Below are 18,861 nucleotides of genomic sequence, written 5' to 3' on the forward strand. Positions count from 1 at the left end.
GTTGTTTACGGCGCCGGGAGCGTCGCCCACTGGTTTGGTTCCTTCCTGAGCTTTAGTTGAGGTCACCCTTCAGAGACTACAGCCCTTGCAGCCTTTTATCTCATCCCAAACTAAAAAAGCCCCTCACTCCCCCACACGTCCCACCACTACCACTGGGCCGCACCCCCGTTCACTACACACAGTCCGGCCCCGAGCACCACCCCTGTTCTCCGGCCGCCGCGGGGACGCCACGACTCGACGCGGGACGCTTAGCTGCGCAAAGAGCATGGCCAATCTGCAGGCACGGGGCCTAAAAGGCGGCGGAGTGGCGTCGATAAGCATTGTGCACAAAAGAATCAGTGGAGTGCCGTGCCATGCCACCGCGGATTGATCCGTATTCTAGTGAGTAGACAGAGTCTCCGCGGACACCCCATCGCGCCGCCGCGCGCCCCCTTTTAGAGGGTGATGGGGCATTCGACGAAGGAACAATTTTTGACCCTAGGAGGTTTAAGGCATGGCTTCCACCGCCGGCGACAGCTCTCAAGACCAAACAAACTTCTCTCTCATTCGTGATGGCGTCGCGTCCTATCTCAATGACGTGGACCCCGAGGAGACCCGCGAGTGGCTGGAGTCTCTCGATGGCATGCTCGCGGAGTCGGACATCACGCGTGCCCGCTTCCTGATGCTGCGCCTGCTGGAGCGCGCCAGCGCCCGCCGCGTACCGCTGCCCTCACTGACGTCCACGGACTACGTGAACACCATTCCCACCAGCATGGAGCCGGAGTTCCCCGGCGATGAGACCATCGAGAAGCGCTATCGCCGCTGGATCCGCTGGAACGCCGCCATCATGGTGCACCGCGCCCAGCGCCCCGGCATCGAGGTGGGCGGCCACATTTCCACCTATGCCGGTGCCGCCCCGCTCTACGAGGTGGGCTTCAACCACTTCTTCCGCGGCAAGGATCACCCCGGCGGCGGCGACCAGATCTTCTTCCAGGGCCACGCCTCCCCCGGCATGTATGCTCGCGCCTTCCTAGAGGGGCGCCTCAGCGAGGACGACCTGGATGGCTTCCGCCAGGAAGTCTCGCGCCCCCAAGGCGGCATGCCCTCCTACCCACACCCGCACCTGATGCCGAAGTTCTGGGAGTTCCCCACCGTGTCCATGGGCTTGGGCCCAATGAACGCGATCTACCAGGCCCGCTTCAACCGCTACCTGCAAAACCGCGGTATCAAGGACACCTCCGATCAGCACGTCTGGGCATTCCTCGGCGATGGCGAGATGGACGAGCCCGAATCTCGCGGCCTCATCCACATGGCCGCCCTGGACAACCTGGACAACCTCACCTTCGTCATCAACTGCAACCTGCAGCGCCTTGACGGCCCGGTGCGCGGTAATACCCAGATCATTCAGGAACTCGAGTCCTTCTTCCGCGGCGCCGGCTGGTCCGTGGTGAAGGTCGTATGGGGCCGCGAATGGGACAAGCTCTTCGAGAAGGACAAGGAAGGCGCCCTGGTTCACCTGATGAACCACACCCCGGATGGCGATTTCCAGACCTTTAAGGCCAATGACGGCGCCTATGTGCGCGAGCACTTCTTCGGCCGCGATGAGCGCACCGCCAAGCTGGTCGAGGACATGAGCGACGAGGAAATCTGGAATCTGCGCCGCGGCGGCCACGACTACCGCAAGATCTATGCCGCCTTCAAGCGCGCCATGGAGACCAAGGATCGCCCCACCGTGATCCTGGCGCACACCATTAAGGGCTACGGCCTGGGCCACAACTTCGAGGGCCGCAACGCCACTCACCAGATGAAGAAGCTCACTGCGGAGGATCTGAAGAAGTTCCGCGATAAGCAGGAAATCCCGATCTCCGATGAGGAATTGGAGAAGGATCCCTACCTGCCGCCGTACTACAACCCCGGCCCGGAGTCCGAGGAAATCAAGTACATGCTGGAGCGTCGCGAGGAGCTCGGCGGCTTCCTGCCCGAGCGCCGCGATAGCTACACGCCGCTGAGCGTTCCGCCGATCGAGAAGCTGAAGTCCGCGCTCAAGGGCTCGGGCAAGCAGAAGGTCGCCACCACCATGGCGATTGTGCGTATCTTCAAGGACCTGATGCGCGATAAGGAGCTGGCTCCGCACTTCGTGCCGATCATCCCCGATGAGGCCCGCACCTTCGGCATGGACTCGTGGTTCCCGACGCTGAAGATCTACAACCCGCACGGCCAGAACTACACCCCGGTGGACCATGACCTCATGCTCTCCTACCGGGAGGCCACCGACGGTCAGATCATGCACGAGGGCATCAACGAGGCCGGCTCCATGGGCGAGTTCATCGCCGCCGGCACCTCCTATGCCACCCACGGCGTGCCGATGATCCCGCTGTACATCTTCTACTCGATGTTCGGCTTCCAGCGCACCGGCGACTCCATCTGGGCAGCAGCGGACCAAATGGCCCGCGGCTTCCTGCTCGGCGCCACCGCCGGCCGCACCACCCTCACCGGCGAGGGCCTGCAGCACATGGACGGCCACTCCCCTGTGCTGGCCTCCACCAACCCCTCGGTGATCTCCTATGATCCGGCCTTCGCATATGAGCTGGCCTATATCGTCCGCGAGGGCATCGACCGCATGTATGGCGAGGGCCGCGGCGAGGATGTGATCTACTACCTCACCATCTACAACGAGCCCACCTCCCAGCCGGCCGTGCCGGAGAACCTCGATGTGGAGGGCCTGCTCAAGGGCATCTATCTCTTCGACGACGCCACGAATGCCGAGCACTCCGCGAATATCCTCGCCTCCGGTATCGGCATGCAGGCCGCGCTGAAGGCCCAGGAGATGCTGCGCGAGAACTACGATGTCGCCGCTAATATCTACTCGGTGACCAGCTGGACGGAGCTGGCCCGCGATGGCCAAGCCTATGAGCTGGCCGCGCTGCGCCACCCCGATGAGAAGCACGAGAAGCCCTTTGTCAGCCGCGCGCTTGCCGACGCCGAGGGCCCGTTTGTGGCCGTCTCGGACTTCGCTACCGCCCTGCCGGACCAGATCCGCAAGTGGGTGCCTGGCGACTACACCGTGCTGGGTGCCGATGGCTTCGGTTTCTCGGATACCCGCCCGGCAGCCCGCCGCTACTTCAATATCGACGCCGAGTCCATCGTGGTCGCCACCCTGGCCGCGCTTGCCCGCGAGGGCAAGGTAGACGAGGACGTCGTGGCCCAGGCCGCACGGGAGTATAAGCTCGACGATCCCACCGAGGCCTAAGAACCACACACGCCCCCGTGCCGCTCAAGCGGCACGGGGGCGTTGCTGTGTATTCAGGAAAAACTAGTCGAGAGCCTCGATCAACTCATCGATACAGGTGCTGAGCAGCTCCGGCTGCTCCAGCGGCAGCATGTGGCCGGTATCGGCCACGATCTTCAACGTGGCATAGGGCCACACCTCGTGGATCCGCTCGGACTGGCTGACGGGGGTGAAGATGTCCTTTTTGCCCACCAGAATGAAACCTGGGATCCCCCGCAGATACTGGGCGGCGGCGAGCTCTTCGTGCTCCTGGAGATCGTCGAAGAAGCCCACCAGCGTCGCCAAGGGAGTGTGGCGAATCATTTCCGCGTGGAACTCCACGATGGGGTATTCGATGTCGTGCGCCTTGAATACAGAGGTCGCCAGCGCTGGGCCGAGCAGCTCGCTCATGGAGTCGCGATATTTTTGCACCACCTCGGGCGCGGCCTCGACGGCGTTATAGGCCATATCCGCGATCGGCGAGGCCAGCACCTGCGGCACGCCTTGGGCGGAGAAGGAATCGATGGCGGTATCGACGAGCACGAGTCCCTTGATCCGCCCGGCGAGGTGCTCGTGATAGCGGCGCAGCATGTTGAATACGACGAAGCCGCCGAGGGAGTGCCCGACGAGGATGAGCGGCTCGTCCGCAGTGCGGGCGCTAATGGCGGCATAAACATCATCGGCGGCCCCGGAGATGGTGCAGAGCCGAGGATCCACCTCACCCGTTTCGCCGTGCCCGCGCAGATCCACGGCGAGGCTGCGTATCTGCGGATAGCGCTCCCGCAGGTGATCGATCTGCAGGAAGAAGGAATCGGCGGTGAGAGTGAAGCCGTGGACGAACACGACGGTGGCGTCGGGGTCCTGCTCACAGCCGAGTTGATAGTACTGCACCGCGATGTCATCGACATCGACGGTGCCCGTGGCCGTGGGGTTGGTGAGTCCGGGGGCGTGTTGGTCGGAGGCGTGGCGATAGCGGCTCTCGCGGAGCTTCTTTCGCCCGCTGGGGGTGAGCCGCCACACCATGGCTTGGGTGAGCTGTTGAAAGCGGCGGGGAACGAGATCCATAAGTGTCCATCCTAGTCGCACCGTTAAGCTAAGAATCATGAGCCAACTAGGAGAACAGCTTGCCCGCGCCTTGGGCGCGCAGCCGGCCGCCACCGAGGAGCCCGAGGACACCTCCGATACCCGTACCCAGATCACCCGTCTCATCGCCCGAGTGAAGGACATGGACCGGGAATCCGTGGACGTCGATGCCGACTTCACCGCGGATCTGGGCTTCTCACGGCTCGAGTTGCTGGAGCTGGCGCTGCGGGTAGAACAGGCCACCGGCCTGCAGATAGGCGACGAGGACGCCTTCACCTTCAGCACCGCCGCCGAAGTGATAGCCGCTGTGGATAAGCAGAACAGGGCACAATAGGAGCTATGACTGCTCATATTTCCTTTTTGACCGACATGGACGGTGTCCTCATCCAAGAGGGCAAGATGATCGACGGTGCCGATACCTTCATCGCCGAACTCGAGTCCAATGAGATCGAGTACATGGTGCTCACCAATAACTCGATCCACACACCTCGCGATCTCGCAGCCCGCCTACGCAACACCGGCTTGGAGATCCCCGAGGAGCGCATCTGGACCTCGGCGCTGTCCACCGCCCGTTTCCTCTCCAGCCAAGTGGGCGAAACCACCGCCTTCGTGGTGGGTGAATCCGGGCTGACCACTGCCATGCACGAGGCCGGCTGGATCATCTCAGACAAAGAGCCGGAGTATGTGATCCTGGGTGAAACCCGCACCTACTCCTTCGAGGCGATCACCCGCGCCATCCGCCTGATTCGCGATGGCGCCAAGTTCATCTGCACCAACCCGGATGTCACCGGCCCCTCCCCCGAGGGCATTTTGCCGGCCACCGGCGCCGTGGCCGCGCTGATCACCTCCGCCACCGACCAAAAGCCCTACTTTGTGGGCAAGCCCAACCCAGTGATGATGCGCAGCGCCCTGAATGAGCTCGGCGTGCACTCCGAGTCCACCGTGATGATCGGCGACCGCATGGACACCGACGTCAAGTGCGGCCTCGAGGCGGGTATGCGCACCGTCCTGGTGCGCTCCGGCATTTCCGATGATCTCTCGATCACCAAGTTCCCCTACCGCCCCACCAAGGTGGTGGACTCGGTAGCCGATCTGGTGGGTCACACCCTAGATCCCTTCGAGGACGGCTTCTACACCGATGGCGCTAGGAAGTCCTCCACCGCAAGCTCCGGCGAGAAGAAGGGCTCCAAGAAGAAGAACTAGGCCGAGACGATCCGCACGCTCGTGCTGACCTGTGCACTGAGGCTACCACCGAGCTCAGTCAGGGCAGTCGCGAGCGTGTCTAATTCCGTGGCTGTGCCGCTGAGTAACTGAGAGCAGCTGACAGTGCGGGTACGCGGGTCACTCTGCCACTGGGTGCACCAATTCGCTTCATAGTCCACGGTGGCGCTGGCCGGCACCGCCGGCTCGGAGCGCAGGTGGGTATAAAACAGCTCCTCCACGGCCATGCGACGCGAGCGAGGCAGCCCCGCGATATCCACGACGGCGATCTGAATGTCATCCACCTGGGGGCGAGGAAGCGCCCGCAGGGCTGGCCGCAGCGCGGCGCGGTGGGCGAAGTGATGGCAGGTAGCGGGGAAGGTCATGGTGCTGGCTCGTTTCTTCTCTGCGGGACCCAGCTCGCCTTAGAGCGCGGTGGCGCTGGCGAGCAGGTGGCGTCGATAAGCAATGGGCAACCCCGCGGTGCGGGTGCCCTAAGACGAGGTACGTCTTCCCCAACGACCTCTCATGGTGGCGCGGTGCGGTGGCCGCGCATCTAGAAGCAATAGTGCTGAAAAAGAGAGCACCCCAGCAACCCTCAACCACCAGTTGATACCCCCTTTTTCTCAAGTGGTACTTGAGGTTCACAGCGCTCTCTGATGCTGCTCTTAAATCCGCTACTGTAGTCGGCGCCAGACCCCGTCATTAAACTCGGACCACAGTGGCTTCGCCCACTCGCCGAAGTCGCGGTCGGTAAGCACGACGAGCGCGGTGCGGGCCTCGGGAACGAACCACATATAGGTGCCACTAACGCCGAAGTGGCCGATGGTTTCCGGCGGCATAGACGCCCCCGTCCAGTGTGGATCCTTCTGCCCCTTGATCTCGAATCCGAGCCCCCACGGGCAGGGTTTCTGCATGCCGTAGCCGGGCACGATACCGATGAGTTCCGGATACTGCACGGTGGCGAGCTCACGGCTCATCTGCTGAGAGAGTAGGGAGGGCACGAGCAGCTCCTGGGCAAACTTGGCCACATCCGACACGCTCGACTCGATGCCGTGCCCAGGCGAGCCCTGGAGCACCGTGGTGGCCATGCCTAGAGGCTCGCACAGGGCCTCGTGGAAATACTCGGCGAAGCTGATTCCCGACTCCTGTTCGAGGAGCTCGGCGAGCAATTCAAACCCATAGGAGGAGTAGATTCGGCGCTCTTCTACCCCGCGCATGCGATCGCCCTCATGAAAACCCACCCCCGAGGCATGCGCCAGAAGATGGCGCACAGTAGAGCCTGCGGGGGCGGGTGCGGGTGCCGGAGTATCGAGGTCAAAGACTCCTTCCTCCACGGCAATGAGGAAGACATAGGCGGAGAGGAGCTTGCTCACGCTGGCCAGCGGCACCACTTTTTTCGTATCACCGACGGTCTCGGTGAGGGTGGCGGCACCGGTCTCGCGATCGAGTTGGACCAGGGCGCCTGCGACGTTATCCACGGGCCACTGCGTGATCTCCTCCAGAAGCTGCATACCCGCCATCGTAATACCTTGGCGGGCAGCGTTTGGCCTTCTTGAGAAGCTAGGCCTTCACGTCCGTGTGGGCGCGCCCCTCTTCGTAGGTAGCGACCTGCTCATTGTCGTAGGTGCGCTCATCGAGGATGCCCTCGCGCTTGGCCACCACGGTGGGCACCAGCGCCTGGCCGGTGACGTTCACGGCGGTACGGCCCATATCTAGGATCGGATCCACGGCGAGCAGCAGGCCAACACCGGCCAGCGGCAGCCCCAGCGTGGAGAGGGTGAGGGTGAGCATCACGGTCGCGCCGGTGGTGCCGGCGGTGGCCGCCGAGCCGATCACGGACACGAACACGATGAGCAGGTATTCCTTCACGCCGAGGTCGATGCCGTAGAACTGCGCCACAAAGAGCGCGGCGATGGACGGATAGATCGCGGCGCAGCCATCCATCTTGGTGGTGGCGCCGAGCGGCACCGCGAAGCTGGTGTAGCTGCGGGGCACGCCGAGGGCCTGCTCGGTGGTGCGCTCAGTCACGGGCATCACGCCCATGGAGGAGCGGGTAACAAAGCCGAGAGAGGTCACCGGCCATACCTTGCGGAAGAAGGTGCGCACGCTCACACCGTTGAGGGCGAGAACGCTCGGGTAGATCACGCCGATCACCACGGCGAGGCCGAGGTAGATGGCGAGAACGAAGGCGCCAAGCGAGCCGATGGTATCCCACCCATAGGTGGCCACGGCGCGGGCGATCAGCGCGGCGGAGCCAATCGGCGCCAGGCGAATGATCCACCACAGCACCTTCTGCACCAGCTCCAGCAGGGAGCGAGAGAACTCAATCACGGGTTCGGCCTTCTTGCCCACCTGCACCGCGGCGATACCAAAAGCGATGGAGAGCAACAGCAGCTGCAGCACGTTGAAGTTCGGGGTGGCACTGAAGCCGTCCGCCCCCTCACTGACGCGCACGCTCAAGCCGAGCATATTGTCCGGTACGAGCGAGGAGATAAAGCCGAGCCAGGAGCCCACGCTGTCCGGCTCTGCGGCGCTGGCGGCATCTACGCTGCTATTGGCACCAGGGCGCAGGACGGTGCCGATAATCAGACCAGCCACCACCGACACCAAGGCCGTGATGGCGAACCAGATGATGGTCTGCCCCGCCAGGCGGGCGGCATTGGTCACTTCCCGCAGATTAGCCACCGAGGTGATCACGGCGGTAACCACCAGTGGCGGGATAAGGAGCTTCAGCAGGCTCACATAAGTCGAACCGACGGAGCTCACTACCTCCGTCAGCCACGAGTCGTCGCCCATACGGCGGGCGAAGAATCCCAGAATGAGGCCAATGATGAGGCCGTAAATAACTTGTGCGCCGAAGCTGGTGAACTTTTTCCAGCTCGGCGAGGATGTGGCAGTCATAGTCGCTGTCTTTCTTTTTATGCTTGTCGACGCCCACTCGGGGCCGGCGCAGCACCGCGCTGCGCCAAGTCCTACATCCTAAACCGAACCGACCCGTTCAGACAATAAAGACAGCTTTGTCTATTTCTTTTTCATATAGGTTGACCACGTCTGACGCGCCCGCGCCGCCATGGAGCCACGCACCCGGCGTGGGTTGGCCAGAGTGCGCGTGCGCATCCACACCTTGCGAGCACTGAGAGTGGAGTTTTGGGGCAGCACCCACCCCATCCAGAAGGCAAAGATGGCCATGAGCGCCCCAGTGAGACCGGCCACCACCATGCCGATGCCCGAGAGGCCATAAGAATCAAAAACCACGAGCACGGCCGAAGTCACGAGCGCCGGCACCGCATAGAGGGGCTGCCCGCCAAACACGGCGGGCGGATTGCCGGCAAAAACATCGCGGATCATGCCACCGCCCACGGCGGTGATGAGCCCGAGGAACATGGCCGAGGCGACCGGCAGGTCAAAAGCCAAGGCCTTCGAGGTTCCGGTCACGGCCCAGACACCCAAGATGATGGCGTCGGCATGCACCCGAAACATCGTCCACCACCGCGCGTGCAGATCCAGCACAAAAGCAATGAGCGCCCCAACACCGGCCATGGGCAGATAAATGGGATTAGTAATGGCTACCGGGGCGCCTTCTTGGATGAGAACGTCGCGCAACATGCCGCCACCGAGAGCGGAGAAGACGGCGAGAAAGAAAAAGCCCACCACGTCGAAACCGCGCTGGCGGGCGATCGTGCCGCCGATGACCCCATTGAGCACCACGCCGATAAGATCCAGCACGGCCCAGAGGGTGAGAATAGAGGGGGAAACTACAGCAGTCATCGATACTTTTTCCTTACCCCAGACATGAAAAAGCTCCCCCAGTTGGATTCGAACCAACAACCCTTCGATTAACAGTCGAATGCTCTGCCGTTGAGCTATGGGGGATTGCGTTTTCAGCGGGGGCCTGTAGCGGACCTCGCTGGCAACGAGAAGTAACTATAGCCCGCCCCTGCAATCACAAGCAAACTCCCTGCTTATTCCAATTTTTAAGCCTTAAGAAGAGCAACTATCACCCCACCAGGACAACGGGCTATAATGACCCTCGCGCCCGAGGCTCCGTTCTCGATGGCGCGTGGGGCTGTAGCTCAGTCGGTTAGAGCCGCGGACTCATAATCCGCTGGTCCCGGGTTCGAGCCCCGGCGGCCCCACCACTAAACTTCTTTCACATGCACACCACCACCCCCACTGGCCCCACCCGTTAGCCGTGGAGGTGCTGCATATATAGCCTGCTCGCCCGCCCCTTAGGCGGTCCTGTCTTGGTTTTGCCCCGCAACTCCCTAAAGTGTAGGTAAGCAATAGCTTTTTATCATTTTGTAACCTTGCGCTTAATAAGAGCGATACACCTAGATGAGGCGTTCAGCCCAGCGCCATGTATCCCAGAGGAAAGGCCCGAAAAGACGATGTCTCAACGTCCCACACGCGTGAGCGCAGCCACCCATGCAGATCAGCTCGTGCGCAGTATTAAGCCCCTGAAGAAGACCGGTGTGCTCCGCAATCGCTCGCTCAGCGGCTGGAAGGGCACGCTCACGGCTGTGGGGCGCTGGGGACTCAGCATTACCTCGCTTGTGGAACAATCCACCATCGAATTTGGCGATCGCACCGCCATCATCGACGATTTCGGCGAGCTCACCTTCGCCGAGCTGCGCGAGCAGGCCCGGAACATGGCCATTAACCTCGCCCTCAACGGGGTGAAGGAGGGCGACATGATCGCCATCCAGGCCCGCAATTCCCGCGGCATCATCCTGCCGCTCGCCGCCGCTGGCTATATCGGCGCCCAGCCGATGATCGTCAATCCGGCATCCTCCACCACCCAGATCACCAATATCTTCAACACCTATGGCGCGGACGTGTTCATTGTGGACGCGGAATACGCCGAGGTGGCCTACGCCAACCCAGATGTGCCGCACTATGTGGTCGAGGGCGCCGTGGCCGCCAAGGGTGAGGAGCAGGTGGATATTTCCAGCAGCCCCACGATCGCGGAGCTGACATCCACTCCCGCTCAGAGTTTCACGCTGCCGAAGCGCCCGAAGCCGCAGAATACCGTGATTATGTCCTCCGGCACCCGCGGTATCCCCAAGGGCGTCGTGATGCCCATCCCGCTCACTCCCAAGGCACTGGCCGGTGTGACGCGCGTGATCCCGTGGCGCATGAACATGACTATCCAGGCCACCGCCTCGATCTTTCACGCGTGGGGCTATGGCAACCTGCTGGTCTCACTGATCACCGGCAGCACTCAGATCCTGCGCCGCCACTACGATCCGGTCGAGGCCGTGGCCGATTGTGAGCGCTACAAGGTCAACGCCATCATTTCCTCCGCAGTGTTCCTGCGCGGCTTCGTGGCCGAGGCGAAGAAGACCGGCGCTAAGATTGGCCCCTTCGAGTTCATCGCGAACTCCGGCAATGCCGTGCCGGCCTACCTGGTGGAGGAGCTCGTGGATGCGTTCGGCCCGGTGCTCTACAGCCTCTATGGCTCCACCGAGCACTCCCAGATCTCCATCTCGACCTCCGAGCAAATGCTGGCTGATTCCTCCAATGCCGGCCGCCCCAACTTGGGCACCGTGCTGAAGATCATCAAGGAGGACGGCTCCGAGGCTGGCGTCGGCGAGCTGGGCGAGATCTACTCGGCTAACTCCATGACCATGGTGGGCTTCCTCTCCGACAAGTACACCCCCTCTACTCACGATGGCCTGCTGGCTACCGGCGATCTGGGCTACCTGGATGAGGACGGCTTCCTGCACTTGGAAGGCCGCGCCGATGACATGGTGATCAAGGGCGGCGAAAACGTCTTCCCCCGCGAGGTCGAGGAGTATCTCGGGGCGCTCGATGAGGTCGCCGATGTGTATGTCTCGGGCAAGCAGGACGATGTGATCGCCCACCTCGAGGCCTGGGTGGTCAAGTCGGACTCTGCCGCAGAGCTCACGAAGGATGAGCTGCGCCACAAGGTGCGCGTGGCCCTGGCCGAGCACAATGTGCCGGAGTACATCTTCTGGGTGGATGATCTGCCGCGCAATGACAGCGGCAAGGTGGTGCCGCGCTGGCTGCCGGACCCCGCCACCTTGGACCAAGACCAGAGCTAGCGCGACCCCGACCGTCCTGACCGCCTCTTGCTACAGTGGTTCGATACACGTTGCGCATAGGAAAGGACAGGAATGATTCAGTTCGTTGTCGGCGCTGCCGCCGGTTATGTCTTCGGCACGAAAGCAGGCCGTAAACGTTATTCCCAGATCAAAAACGCCTATCAGGCGGCGGTGAACTCCCCCGCCTCGAAGGCGGCGGTCAACGCTACGCGGAAGGCCATCGCCAATAAGCTCGATCCGCAGCCGCGGATGCGCGAGGTGAAGAACCTGCGCTCTGATAGCCAGTCTGTGCTGGAGCCGGACGAGGACTAGTAGCGGTTCGCCCGCTCCAGCAACTGGCGGCGCTGCTGTTCCAGCGCCACCACATCCGCGAAGAGGCTGTCATAGGCCTTTTCGTCTTTCGTGGGGTTCATTCTTTCCAACTGCCCTTTAAGCTGCGCGATAATCTGCCCCACGCGCACTTCCTGCAGGCGTGAATACACCGAGTCCGCGTAGCGCACCAGATGGGCGGCATCCACCCGGATGGTTTCCACGGCCAGCTCAGAGACCAAGCCGCGGCCGTGAATATCCGGAATCTCCCCTGCCACCGCTGCGAGCCAGTCCACGCCCTCGTGATCCTCGCCCGCCTGCAGGACCTTATCCACGGCCTGTTTCACCGCCACATACGAAGGGTGAGTGAAGGTGGAATCATCAAAGGCCCGCATATAGGGCACCGCGATCTCGGGATACTGCAGCGCCAATTTAATCGCCTCCCGCTCCGGCCAGAGACGGCTATCGCGCGGATCCGGACGCGGTACCCGCGGCTCCTCCTGCGGGGCGGTTGGTGCGCGTCGCTTTGGCTGCTGCTGCGGACGTGGGGCCCGCGCTTGTTCCCGCACCCGCCGAACCACCTCGTCGATGTCGCGCCAGCCTAGCCAGCCGGCAAGCTGCCGGGCGTACTCGTCCCGCAGGGTGTGGTCGTGAATATCGGCGATGACGGGGATCGTGCGTCTTAAGGCCTGCAAGCGCCCCTCGACGGAGTCCAAGTCATAATCCTCGATGATCGAGCGCACCACGAACTCGAACATGGGCTCACGGCTGGCCACGAGCTCACGCACCGCAGCATCGCCCTTCTCTAGGCGCAGGTCGCAGGGGTCTAGCCCCTCCGGCGCCACCGACACATAAGACTGGCCGGTGAATTGCTGATCGCCATCGAAGGCGCGCATCGCGGCTTTCTGCCCAGCTTCATCACCATCGAAGGTATAAATCAGCTCGCCGCGGAAATAAGAATCGTCCAGCATGAGCCGGCGCAGCATCTGCAGGTGTTCCTCGCCGAAAGCGGTGCCGCAAGCCGCCACGGCCGTCTGGATGCCGGCGGCATGCATGGCCATCACGTCCGTGTAGCCCTCCACCACCACCGCCTGGTGGGAGGCGGCGATATGCTTTTTGGCCATGTCCAGCCCGAAGAGCACCTTGGACTTCTTATACAGCAGGGTATCGGGGGTGTTCATGTACTTGCCCAGCTTGTCATCGTCGAAAAGCTTGCGGGCACCGAAGCCGATGACATCCCCGGCCAGGTTTTTGATCGGCCACAGCAGGCGGCGGTGGAAACGATCGATCGGGCCGCGGCGGCCCATCTTGCCCAAACCTGCGGCCTCAATCTCGGTGACGTCGAAGCCCGTGCGCAGCAGGTGCTTGGTCAGGGTGTCCCAGCCTGCCGGGGCATAGCCGCAGCCGAACTCGCGGGCATGCTCGGCACTGAAGCCGCGCTCGGTGAGAAAGTCGCGGGCGGTCTGCGCCTCGGCGGTGCCCAGCTGCTCTTGATAGAACTCGTGGGCGATCTTATTCACCAAGATGAGCCGCTGCCGCGTGCCCACATCTTCCCGCCGGCCCGGTCCCCCGCCCTCATAGGAAATCTGGTAGCCAATTTTCTCCGCGCAGGCTTCAACGGCCTCGGGGAAGCTGAGGTGTTCCATCTTCATGAGGAAGGAGAAGACATCGCCGCCCTCACCGGAGGAGAAGCAGTGAAAATAGCCGCGGGCTGGGCGCACGTGGAAGGAAGGTGTTTTCTCATCCTTGAAGGGCGATAGCCCCTTCAGCGAGTCCACACCAGCGGGCTTGAGCTGCACATAGTCGCCAACGATCTCGTCGATCGGCGTGGCCTCTCTGATCGCTTGAATGTCCCGCTCAGGGATACGTCCTTTACCCATGGCCCCTACATTAGCGTGCGGCTGAGACACGAATCATGCCACCGCAGATGATCTCTATCAACGGAGACTAATACACTACGTGTTTATGGCTGATGAACGTTCTTCGGGGCCGCGCGGCTCCCTGCGTCGGGTGGCGCTGTCCGTCGGCGCCGTCCTCCTCGCCGGTCTCGGTGCCTATATCGGGCTCGATGGCTCGGAGCCGTCCACCGATAGCAGCGCGAGTAGCACAAGCAGCGCCAGCGTTAGCGGCGATACCTGCGCGCTCGATACGCTGCCGCCGGAGGCCGCCGAGGTGGTAGAACGCATCGAGGCCGGCGGCCCCTTCGATTACCCCGAGAACGACGGCACCCACTTCGGTAACTATGAGCAGCTGCTGCCGCAGCGCGCCCAGGACTACTACCGCGAGTACACGGTGAAGACCCCAGGGCTCAATCATCGCGGGCCGCGGCGCATCGTCACCGGCGGAGAAAAACCCGATGTGTGGTACTACACGGCCGATCATTATGAGAGTTTCTGCACGATGACGGGAGTTTAGGCATGCAGCTAGTGGCAGTGGATTGTCGGCGCGCACGCAGTCGAGGTGAGTTGATTGCGCTGATCTCTGATGCGCTCAGCGCCCAGCCGCATCAGCGGGCCAGCAACCTTGACGGGCTGCATGATGCGTTCAAGGAGCACCCAGTCACCCACCTGCTGCTGCGTGGGGTGCGGCTGAGCGCAGCCGAGGTGAATCCGATCGAGACGGTGGCCCGCGCCGCCGCTGTGACGGTGGTGTGCCGCTGAGTATGAGTGTCTCCCATCCCGATTATTTGCGGCGTTTCCAAGACTGCGCCGACGCCGCCGCCAGCCAGGTCATCCGCTCCTATTCCACCAGCTTCGGTTTGAGCAGCCAGCTGCTCGCCCCAGCAGTGCGCCGCGATATCCACAACCTCTATGCCGTGGTGCGCATCGCCGATGAGATTGTCGATGGCACCGCGACTGTGGCGGGCATGAGCTCCGCCGAGATCCGCACCGAGCTGGACCGCTATGAGGCGGCGGTGCTGGCTGCCCCCGAGCGCGGTTTTCACACCGACCCGGTGCTGCACGCCTATGCCGCTACCGCCCGCCGCTGCGATTTCCAGCGCGAGCACATGGCCGCCTTCTTCGCCTCCATGCGCCAGGATCTGGACCGCAGCGAGCACACCCCTGAGAGCCTCGCTCGCTATATCTATGGCTCGGCTGAGGTGATCGGATTGATGTGTGTGCAGATCTTCCTCACCGGCCGAGAGGTGTCGGCCGCGGATCGGGACACGATGGAGCGCGGTGCCCGCAGCCTCGGCGCGGCCTTTCAAAAAATCAACTTCCTGCGGGATCTCTCCGAGGACAGCGCCAGCCTCGGACGCGCCTATCTGGGCGAGCTAACGGAGGAGTCCAAGGCCGCACTCATCGCCGAGATCCGCGAGGATCTGCAGGTCTCTTATGCGTCGATCCCGCTGCTGCCCACCTCCTCGGCGCTGGCGGTGCGCTCGGCCACTAATCTTTTTGCCTCCCTCAGTGATGAGCTGGAGCAGGCCCCTGCCGAACAGCTCTATCGGCAGCGGCTGCGCCTGAGCCCCGCCCGTAAGGCGGGCATCATTGCCCGCTCCCTCGCCCAAGGTGCACTCCACCGGAAAGGCCCCCATGTATCCCACTAGTGCCCTCGTGATTGGTGCCGGCGTCGCCGGACTGGCCACCGCCGCGCTCTTAGCCCGCAGCGGCATGCAGGTGGATGTGGTGGAAAAGAATGACGAGGTGGGCGGCCGTGCCGGTCTGCTCGTGGAGGACGGCTATCGCTGGGATACCGGCCCCTCCTGGTATCTCATGCCGGATGCCTTCGACCACTTCTTCGAGCTCATGGGCACCTCGACTGCCGAGCAGCTGGATCTGCGGCTGCTCGATCCTGGCTATCGGGTATTTATTGATCCCTATGAGCCGCTCGATGTGCCCTTCGGCCGGAACGCCGCTGTGGAGCTCTTTGAGTCCCTCGAGCCAGGTGCCGGCGCCGCGTTGGAGACCTATTTGGATCAGGCCGAGGACGCCTATGACATCGCCAAGCAGCGTTTCCTCTACACCACCTTCTCTTCGCCGGGGCCGCTGCTCAATTCCAGCGTGCTGCGACGACTCGGCACCCTCAGCTACTTGCTCAGCACCTCGCTGGATAAGCATGTGCGGCGGCGTTTTAGTGATCCGCGGCTGCACCACATTCTCAGCTACCCGGCCGTGTTTCTCAGCTCCCGCCCCGAGCGCACCCCGGCGATGTATCACCTGATGAGCCACACCGATCTCACTCAGGGGGTGCGCTATCCCATGGGTGGTTTCGCGGCCGTGATCGACGCCCTCTACCGCCTCGCCCGCGACGCGGGGGTGCGCTTTCATCTCTCTACCCGCGTCACCGCCATCACTCATGAGGGGAAGCGGGCCACAGGGGTGCGCGTTCTCGACGCCCAGGGCCGAGCCGCCACGCTAACTGCGGACGCGGTGGTCTCCGGCGCGGATCTCCACCACACCGAAACCACGCTGGTGCCCGAGCGGCTGCGCAGCTACTCGGAGCGCTCCTTCGCCCGGCGCGATCCCGGTATCGGCACGGTGCTCGTGCTGGCTGGGGTCGATGGCCCGCTGGAGCAGCTCGAGCACCACAATCTACTCTTCTCCCGTGACTGGACCCCAGATTTCGATGTGGTCTTTTCTGGCCCCCACCCGGATCGCCCCTTGGGTGCGTCGCAGTCGATGTATGTATGCCGCCCTTCGGCCACGGATCCGAGCGTCGCTCCGGCGGGCAAGGAGAATCTTTTCCTGCTGGTTCCGGTGCCCGCCGATATCAGCCTCGGCTACGGCGACGCCTATGGGCATTCCCCCAGCGCGGCGGTGCAGGCTATTGCGGACTCCGCTCTGGCGCAGCTGGGGGCCGCCATCGGCGAGCCGGCGCTGCGTTCCCGAGTAGAGGTGCTGCGCACGATTGGCCCGACGGATTTCTCTGATCGCTATCACGCCTGGTGCGGCGGCGCGATCGGCCCCGCCCACACGCTGCGCCAGTCGGCTTTTCTGCGCGGCGCTAATGCCTCCTCCGAGCTCCACGGCCTCTACTATGCGGGTGCCACCACGGTGCCTGGGGTGGGTGTGCCGATGTGTTTGATCTCGGCGGAGAACGTGCTCAAGCGGATCCGCGGGGATCGCTCGGGCGGGCCCTTGGCCTTCCTCGAAGAGGAGAATACCTAGCAGTAGAACACGGAGATATCAGCTGCGTTGCGGGCGGTGCGTTCGAGCCGGGATTCTGTCATGGACGCGATCTGATCCACGAGCACCCGCTGGCGTTGTTGCTCGTTCTCGGCCTGGGTGTACCAGGCGGCGAACATCGGGTCGAGCGAGCCGGGCGCGCTGAGATGCAGGTAGTCGTACACCCGGTAGATGAGGTTGCGCTGCCGAGTTTGTCGGCGCTGGTGCTGGTCTTCTTCCATCACGTACAACACGGCGATGGTTTTGAGCATGCGCACCTCGGCGGCCACCTCGGCGGAGACGACCAACTCTCCGTGGTGCCGGCCCAAAGGCGCCCCGTCGTGGGCGTGGAGGGTGGCGCTAATCGCGGCGCCTACATAGCGGCCGACTAGCTGCGAGGTCATGGCTTTTAATCGAGTGAGGGCGCGCAGGGAGCCATCAAAGTCGGCGGCGTGAGCCACACAGGAGAGCTGACGTAGCCGGTCGGCGGCGTCGATAAGCTCCTCGGGGCTGCCGCCGAAGGCCTGGGCTCCTTGCTGGGCGAGGGCGGCGAGTTCCACCAGGTCCCAGAGCACGCCGAGGCGGATGCGTCCGGAAAGGATGCCGTCTTCCACATCGTGCACGGAGTAGGCGACGTCATCGGAGAAGTCCATCACCTGGGCTTCCATGCATTTTCCTTGCCCGCTCACTCCGGCGCGGGCCCAACGGAGAATCTCGCGATCCTCATCGTAGGCACCGTACTTGCGGCGGCCTTCGCTGGCGGTCCAGGGGTATTTGCAGGAGGCGTCGATGGCGGCGCGCGATAGGTTCAGCCCATAGCTATTCCCGGCGGCGTCGAGCACCTTCGGCTCGAGGCGGGTGATGATCCGCAGAGTTTGGGCATTACCTTCGAAGCCGCCGGCGTCCTGGGCGACGGAGTTGAGCGCCACTTCCCCATTGTGCCCGTAGGGTGGGTGGCCGATGTCGTGGCAGAGCCCGGCGAGTTCGCAGAGGTCGGGGTCGAGCCCGAGGCCGCTGCCGATACCGCGCGCAATCTGCGCCACTTCGAGGGAGTGCGTGAGCCGAGTGCGCGGGGTGTCGCCATCGCGGGGCCCAACGACTTGGGTTTTGTCCGCGAGTCGTCGCAGTGCCGCCGAGTGGAGGACGCGCGCCCGGTCGCGGGAGAAGTCGCTGCGCTCGTCGGGGGCGGCCCCGGGGAGCTGAGCGCTTTTGGCCGCTTCGCTCAGGCGGCGTTCATAATCGCTGGCGGAGTAGACGTTCACCCTAGTGACGCTAGTAGAGTTGCTTCATTCGGGCCCGCAGACTTGGCCGATAATATGAGCCAAGCGTGCGAAAACACCGCTCGACACGTCGCGCCCAGCGCCGACCGGCCACGGTGTCCACCACGAGCACCACCAGCCCGCCGGCTTCATGCAGCAGCCCATAGACGCGCAGCTTCGCCCGCACCCCATGCCCGGTGGCGGCATATCCTTCCCGGCGCGCCACCCACCTCGCCCGCAGCAGATGAGTCCGATCCGTCACCACGATCAACGGTGTTCGCTTATCGACGCTCTCCCCCACCGCTTCCAAAGAGCTGCGCGTATCGTGGCCTTCCGGCACTTCCACGAGGTCGCAGCGCGGCACCCCGCGCTCCGCGAGATAGTTCGCCCCCGCTTCGGCTTCGCTGAAGCGATCCCCAGGTAATTTCCCGCCGACGATGACGATCGTCTGCACGGTGTGGTCCTGATAGAGCCGGTGGGCGGCGTCGAGGCGCGCGGCGAAGACCGGGGAGGGCACGCCATCGTACTGGGAGGTTCCCAGCACGAGCGCTGTGGGAGACGTGGTCATAGTGGTGCCGAGACTAGCA

General features: G+C 63.4%; 17 protein-coding genes and 2 tRNA genes. 10 read left to right on the plus strand and 9 right to left on the minus strand.

Going from position 1 to position 18,861, the window contains the following annotated elements:
- The first annotated feature begins 493 nt into the window (after positions 1-493).
- Complete coding sequence (aceE, locus tag GBB11_RS06405; protein WP_151549253.1) at positions 494-3,229, plus strand: pyruvate dehydrogenase (acetyl-transferring), homodimeric type; 2,736 nt, start codon at positions 494-496, stop codon at positions 3,227-3,229.
- A gap of 63 nt (positions 3,230-3,292) precedes the next feature.
- On the opposite strand, the gene GBB11_RS06410 is transcribed toward aceE, so the two are convergent.
- Positions 3,293-4,312, minus strand: a complete 1,020-nt coding sequence (locus GBB11_RS06410) for an alpha/beta fold hydrolase (protein ID WP_151549254.1) — start codon at positions 4,310-4,312, stop codon at positions 3,293-3,295.
- A 37-nt stretch (positions 4,313-4,349) separates the two neighbouring features.
- Here GBB11_RS06410 and GBB11_RS06415 point away from each other — a divergent pair, with 37 nt between their 5' ends.
- Together GBB11_RS06415 and GBB11_RS06420 are read left to right on the plus strand one after the other, a co-directional pair.
- A complete protein-coding gene (locus tag GBB11_RS06415; protein ID WP_151549255.1) occupies positions 4,350-4,664 on the plus strand; it encodes an acyl carrier protein in 315 nt (104 codons plus the stop codon).
- A gap of 5 nt (positions 4,665-4,669) precedes the next feature.
- Entirely contained in the window at positions 4,670-5,533 is an 864-nt protein-coding gene (locus GBB11_RS06420) for an HAD-IIA family hydrolase (RefSeq protein WP_151549256.1), read from the plus strand.
- On the opposite strand, the gene GBB11_RS06425 is transcribed toward GBB11_RS06420, so the two are convergent.
- The 5 genes from GBB11_RS06425 to GBB11_RS06445 form a co-directional block, all read right to left on the minus strand.
- Positions 5,530-5,916: a hypothetical protein gene (locus tag GBB11_RS06425; protein WP_151549257.1), complete on the minus strand. Its 387-nt coding sequence runs from the start codon at positions 5,914-5,916 to the stop codon at positions 5,530-5,532. The two genes, GBB11_RS06420 and GBB11_RS06425, sit on opposite strands and share 4 nt — an antisense overlap.
- Before the next feature lie 291 nt (positions 5,917-6,207).
- On the minus strand, positions 6,208-7,044 hold the full coding sequence (locus tag GBB11_RS06430; RefSeq protein ID WP_151549258.1) for a serine hydrolase: 837 nt from the start codon (positions 7,042-7,044) through the stop codon (positions 6,208-6,210).
- Between the two features lie 49 nt (positions 7,045-7,093).
- Complete coding sequence (locus tag GBB11_RS06435) at positions 7,094-8,434, minus strand: dicarboxylate/amino acid:cation symporter (RefSeq protein WP_151549259.1); 1,341 nt, start codon at positions 8,432-8,434, stop codon at positions 7,094-7,096.
- Between the two features lie 120 nt (positions 8,435-8,554).
- Positions 8,555-9,301, minus strand: a complete 747-nt coding sequence (locus GBB11_RS06440) for a trimeric intracellular cation channel family protein (RefSeq protein ID WP_151549260.1) — start codon at positions 9,299-9,301, stop codon at positions 8,555-8,557.
- A gap of 33 nt (positions 9,302-9,334) precedes the next feature.
- Positions 9,335-9,406, minus strand: a tRNA-Asn gene (locus GBB11_RS06445).
- A gap of 189 nt (positions 9,407-9,595) precedes the next feature.
- Here GBB11_RS06445 and GBB11_RS06450 point away from each other — a divergent pair.
- The 3 genes from GBB11_RS06450 (at position 9,596) to GBB11_RS06460 (ending at position 11,910) form a co-directional block, all read left to right on the plus strand.
- A tRNA-Ile gene (locus tag GBB11_RS06450) sits at positions 9,596-9,672 on the plus strand.
- Between the two features lie 249 nt (positions 9,673-9,921).
- Positions 9,922-11,598, plus strand: a complete 1,677-nt coding sequence (locus GBB11_RS06455; protein WP_151549261.1) for an AMP-binding protein — start codon at positions 9,922-9,924, stop codon at positions 11,596-11,598.
- Between the two features lie 72 nt (positions 11,599-11,670).
- On the plus strand, positions 11,671-11,910 hold the full coding sequence (locus GBB11_RS06460; protein WP_018019019.1) for a hypothetical protein: 240 nt from the start codon (positions 11,671-11,673) through the stop codon (positions 11,908-11,910).
- On the opposite strand, the gene dnaG is transcribed toward GBB11_RS06460, so the two are convergent.
- A complete protein-coding gene (dnaG, locus tag GBB11_RS06465) occupies positions 11,907-13,787 on the minus strand; it encodes a DNA primase (protein ID WP_151549262.1) in 1,881 nt (626 codons plus the stop codon). The genes GBB11_RS06460 and dnaG overlap by 4 nt on opposite strands.
- Positions 13,788-13,872: 85 nt before the next feature.
- Between dnaG and GBB11_RS06470 the strand changes: the two genes are divergently transcribed.
- Genes GBB11_RS06470 through crtI form a run of 4 tightly spaced genes read left to right on the plus strand, consistent with a single transcriptional unit; the run spans position 13,873 to position 17,018 of the window.
- Positions 13,873-14,322: a ribonuclease domain-containing protein gene (locus GBB11_RS06470; RefSeq protein WP_151549263.1), complete on the plus strand. Its 450-nt coding sequence runs from the start codon at positions 13,873-13,875 to the stop codon at positions 14,320-14,322.
- 2 nt (positions 14,323-14,324) lie between these two features.
- Complete coding sequence (locus tag GBB11_RS06475) at positions 14,325-14,567, plus strand: hypothetical protein (RefSeq protein ID WP_151549264.1); 243 nt, start codon at positions 14,325-14,327, stop codon at positions 14,565-14,567.
- Positions 14,568-14,569: 2 nt separating this feature from the next.
- Entirely contained in the window at positions 14,570-15,457 is an 888-nt protein-coding gene (locus GBB11_RS06480) for a phytoene/squalene synthase family protein (RefSeq protein WP_151549265.1), read from the plus strand.
- Entirely contained in the window at positions 15,444-17,018 is a 1,575-nt protein-coding gene (gene crtI / locus GBB11_RS06485) for a phytoene desaturase family protein (RefSeq protein ID WP_151549366.1), read from the plus strand. The genes GBB11_RS06480 and crtI overlap by 14 nt, the downstream gene beginning before the upstream one ends.
- On the opposite strand, the gene GBB11_RS06490 is transcribed toward crtI, so the two are convergent.
- Positions 17,015-18,277 (minus strand): deoxyguanosinetriphosphate triphosphohydrolase, encoded by a 1,263-nt coding sequence (locus GBB11_RS06490; protein WP_151549266.1) that lies wholly within the window; start codon positions 18,275-18,277, stop codon positions 17,015-17,017. The two genes, crtI and GBB11_RS06490, sit on opposite strands and share 4 nt — an antisense overlap.
- Positions 18,278-18,287: 10 nt before the next feature.
- Positions 18,288-18,842 carry a YdcF family protein gene (locus GBB11_RS06495; protein WP_192795920.1) on the minus strand — a complete coding sequence of 185 codons (555 nt, stop codon included), beginning with the start codon at positions 18,840-18,842 and terminating at the stop codon, positions 18,288-18,290.
- Positions 18,843-18,861 lie beyond the last annotated feature (19 nt).

Source organism: Corynebacterium sp. 74A (assembly GCF_008930665.1).
Classification (GTDB): Bacteria; Actinomycetota; Actinomycetes; order Mycobacteriales; family Mycobacteriaceae; genus Corynebacterium; species Corynebacterium megadyptis.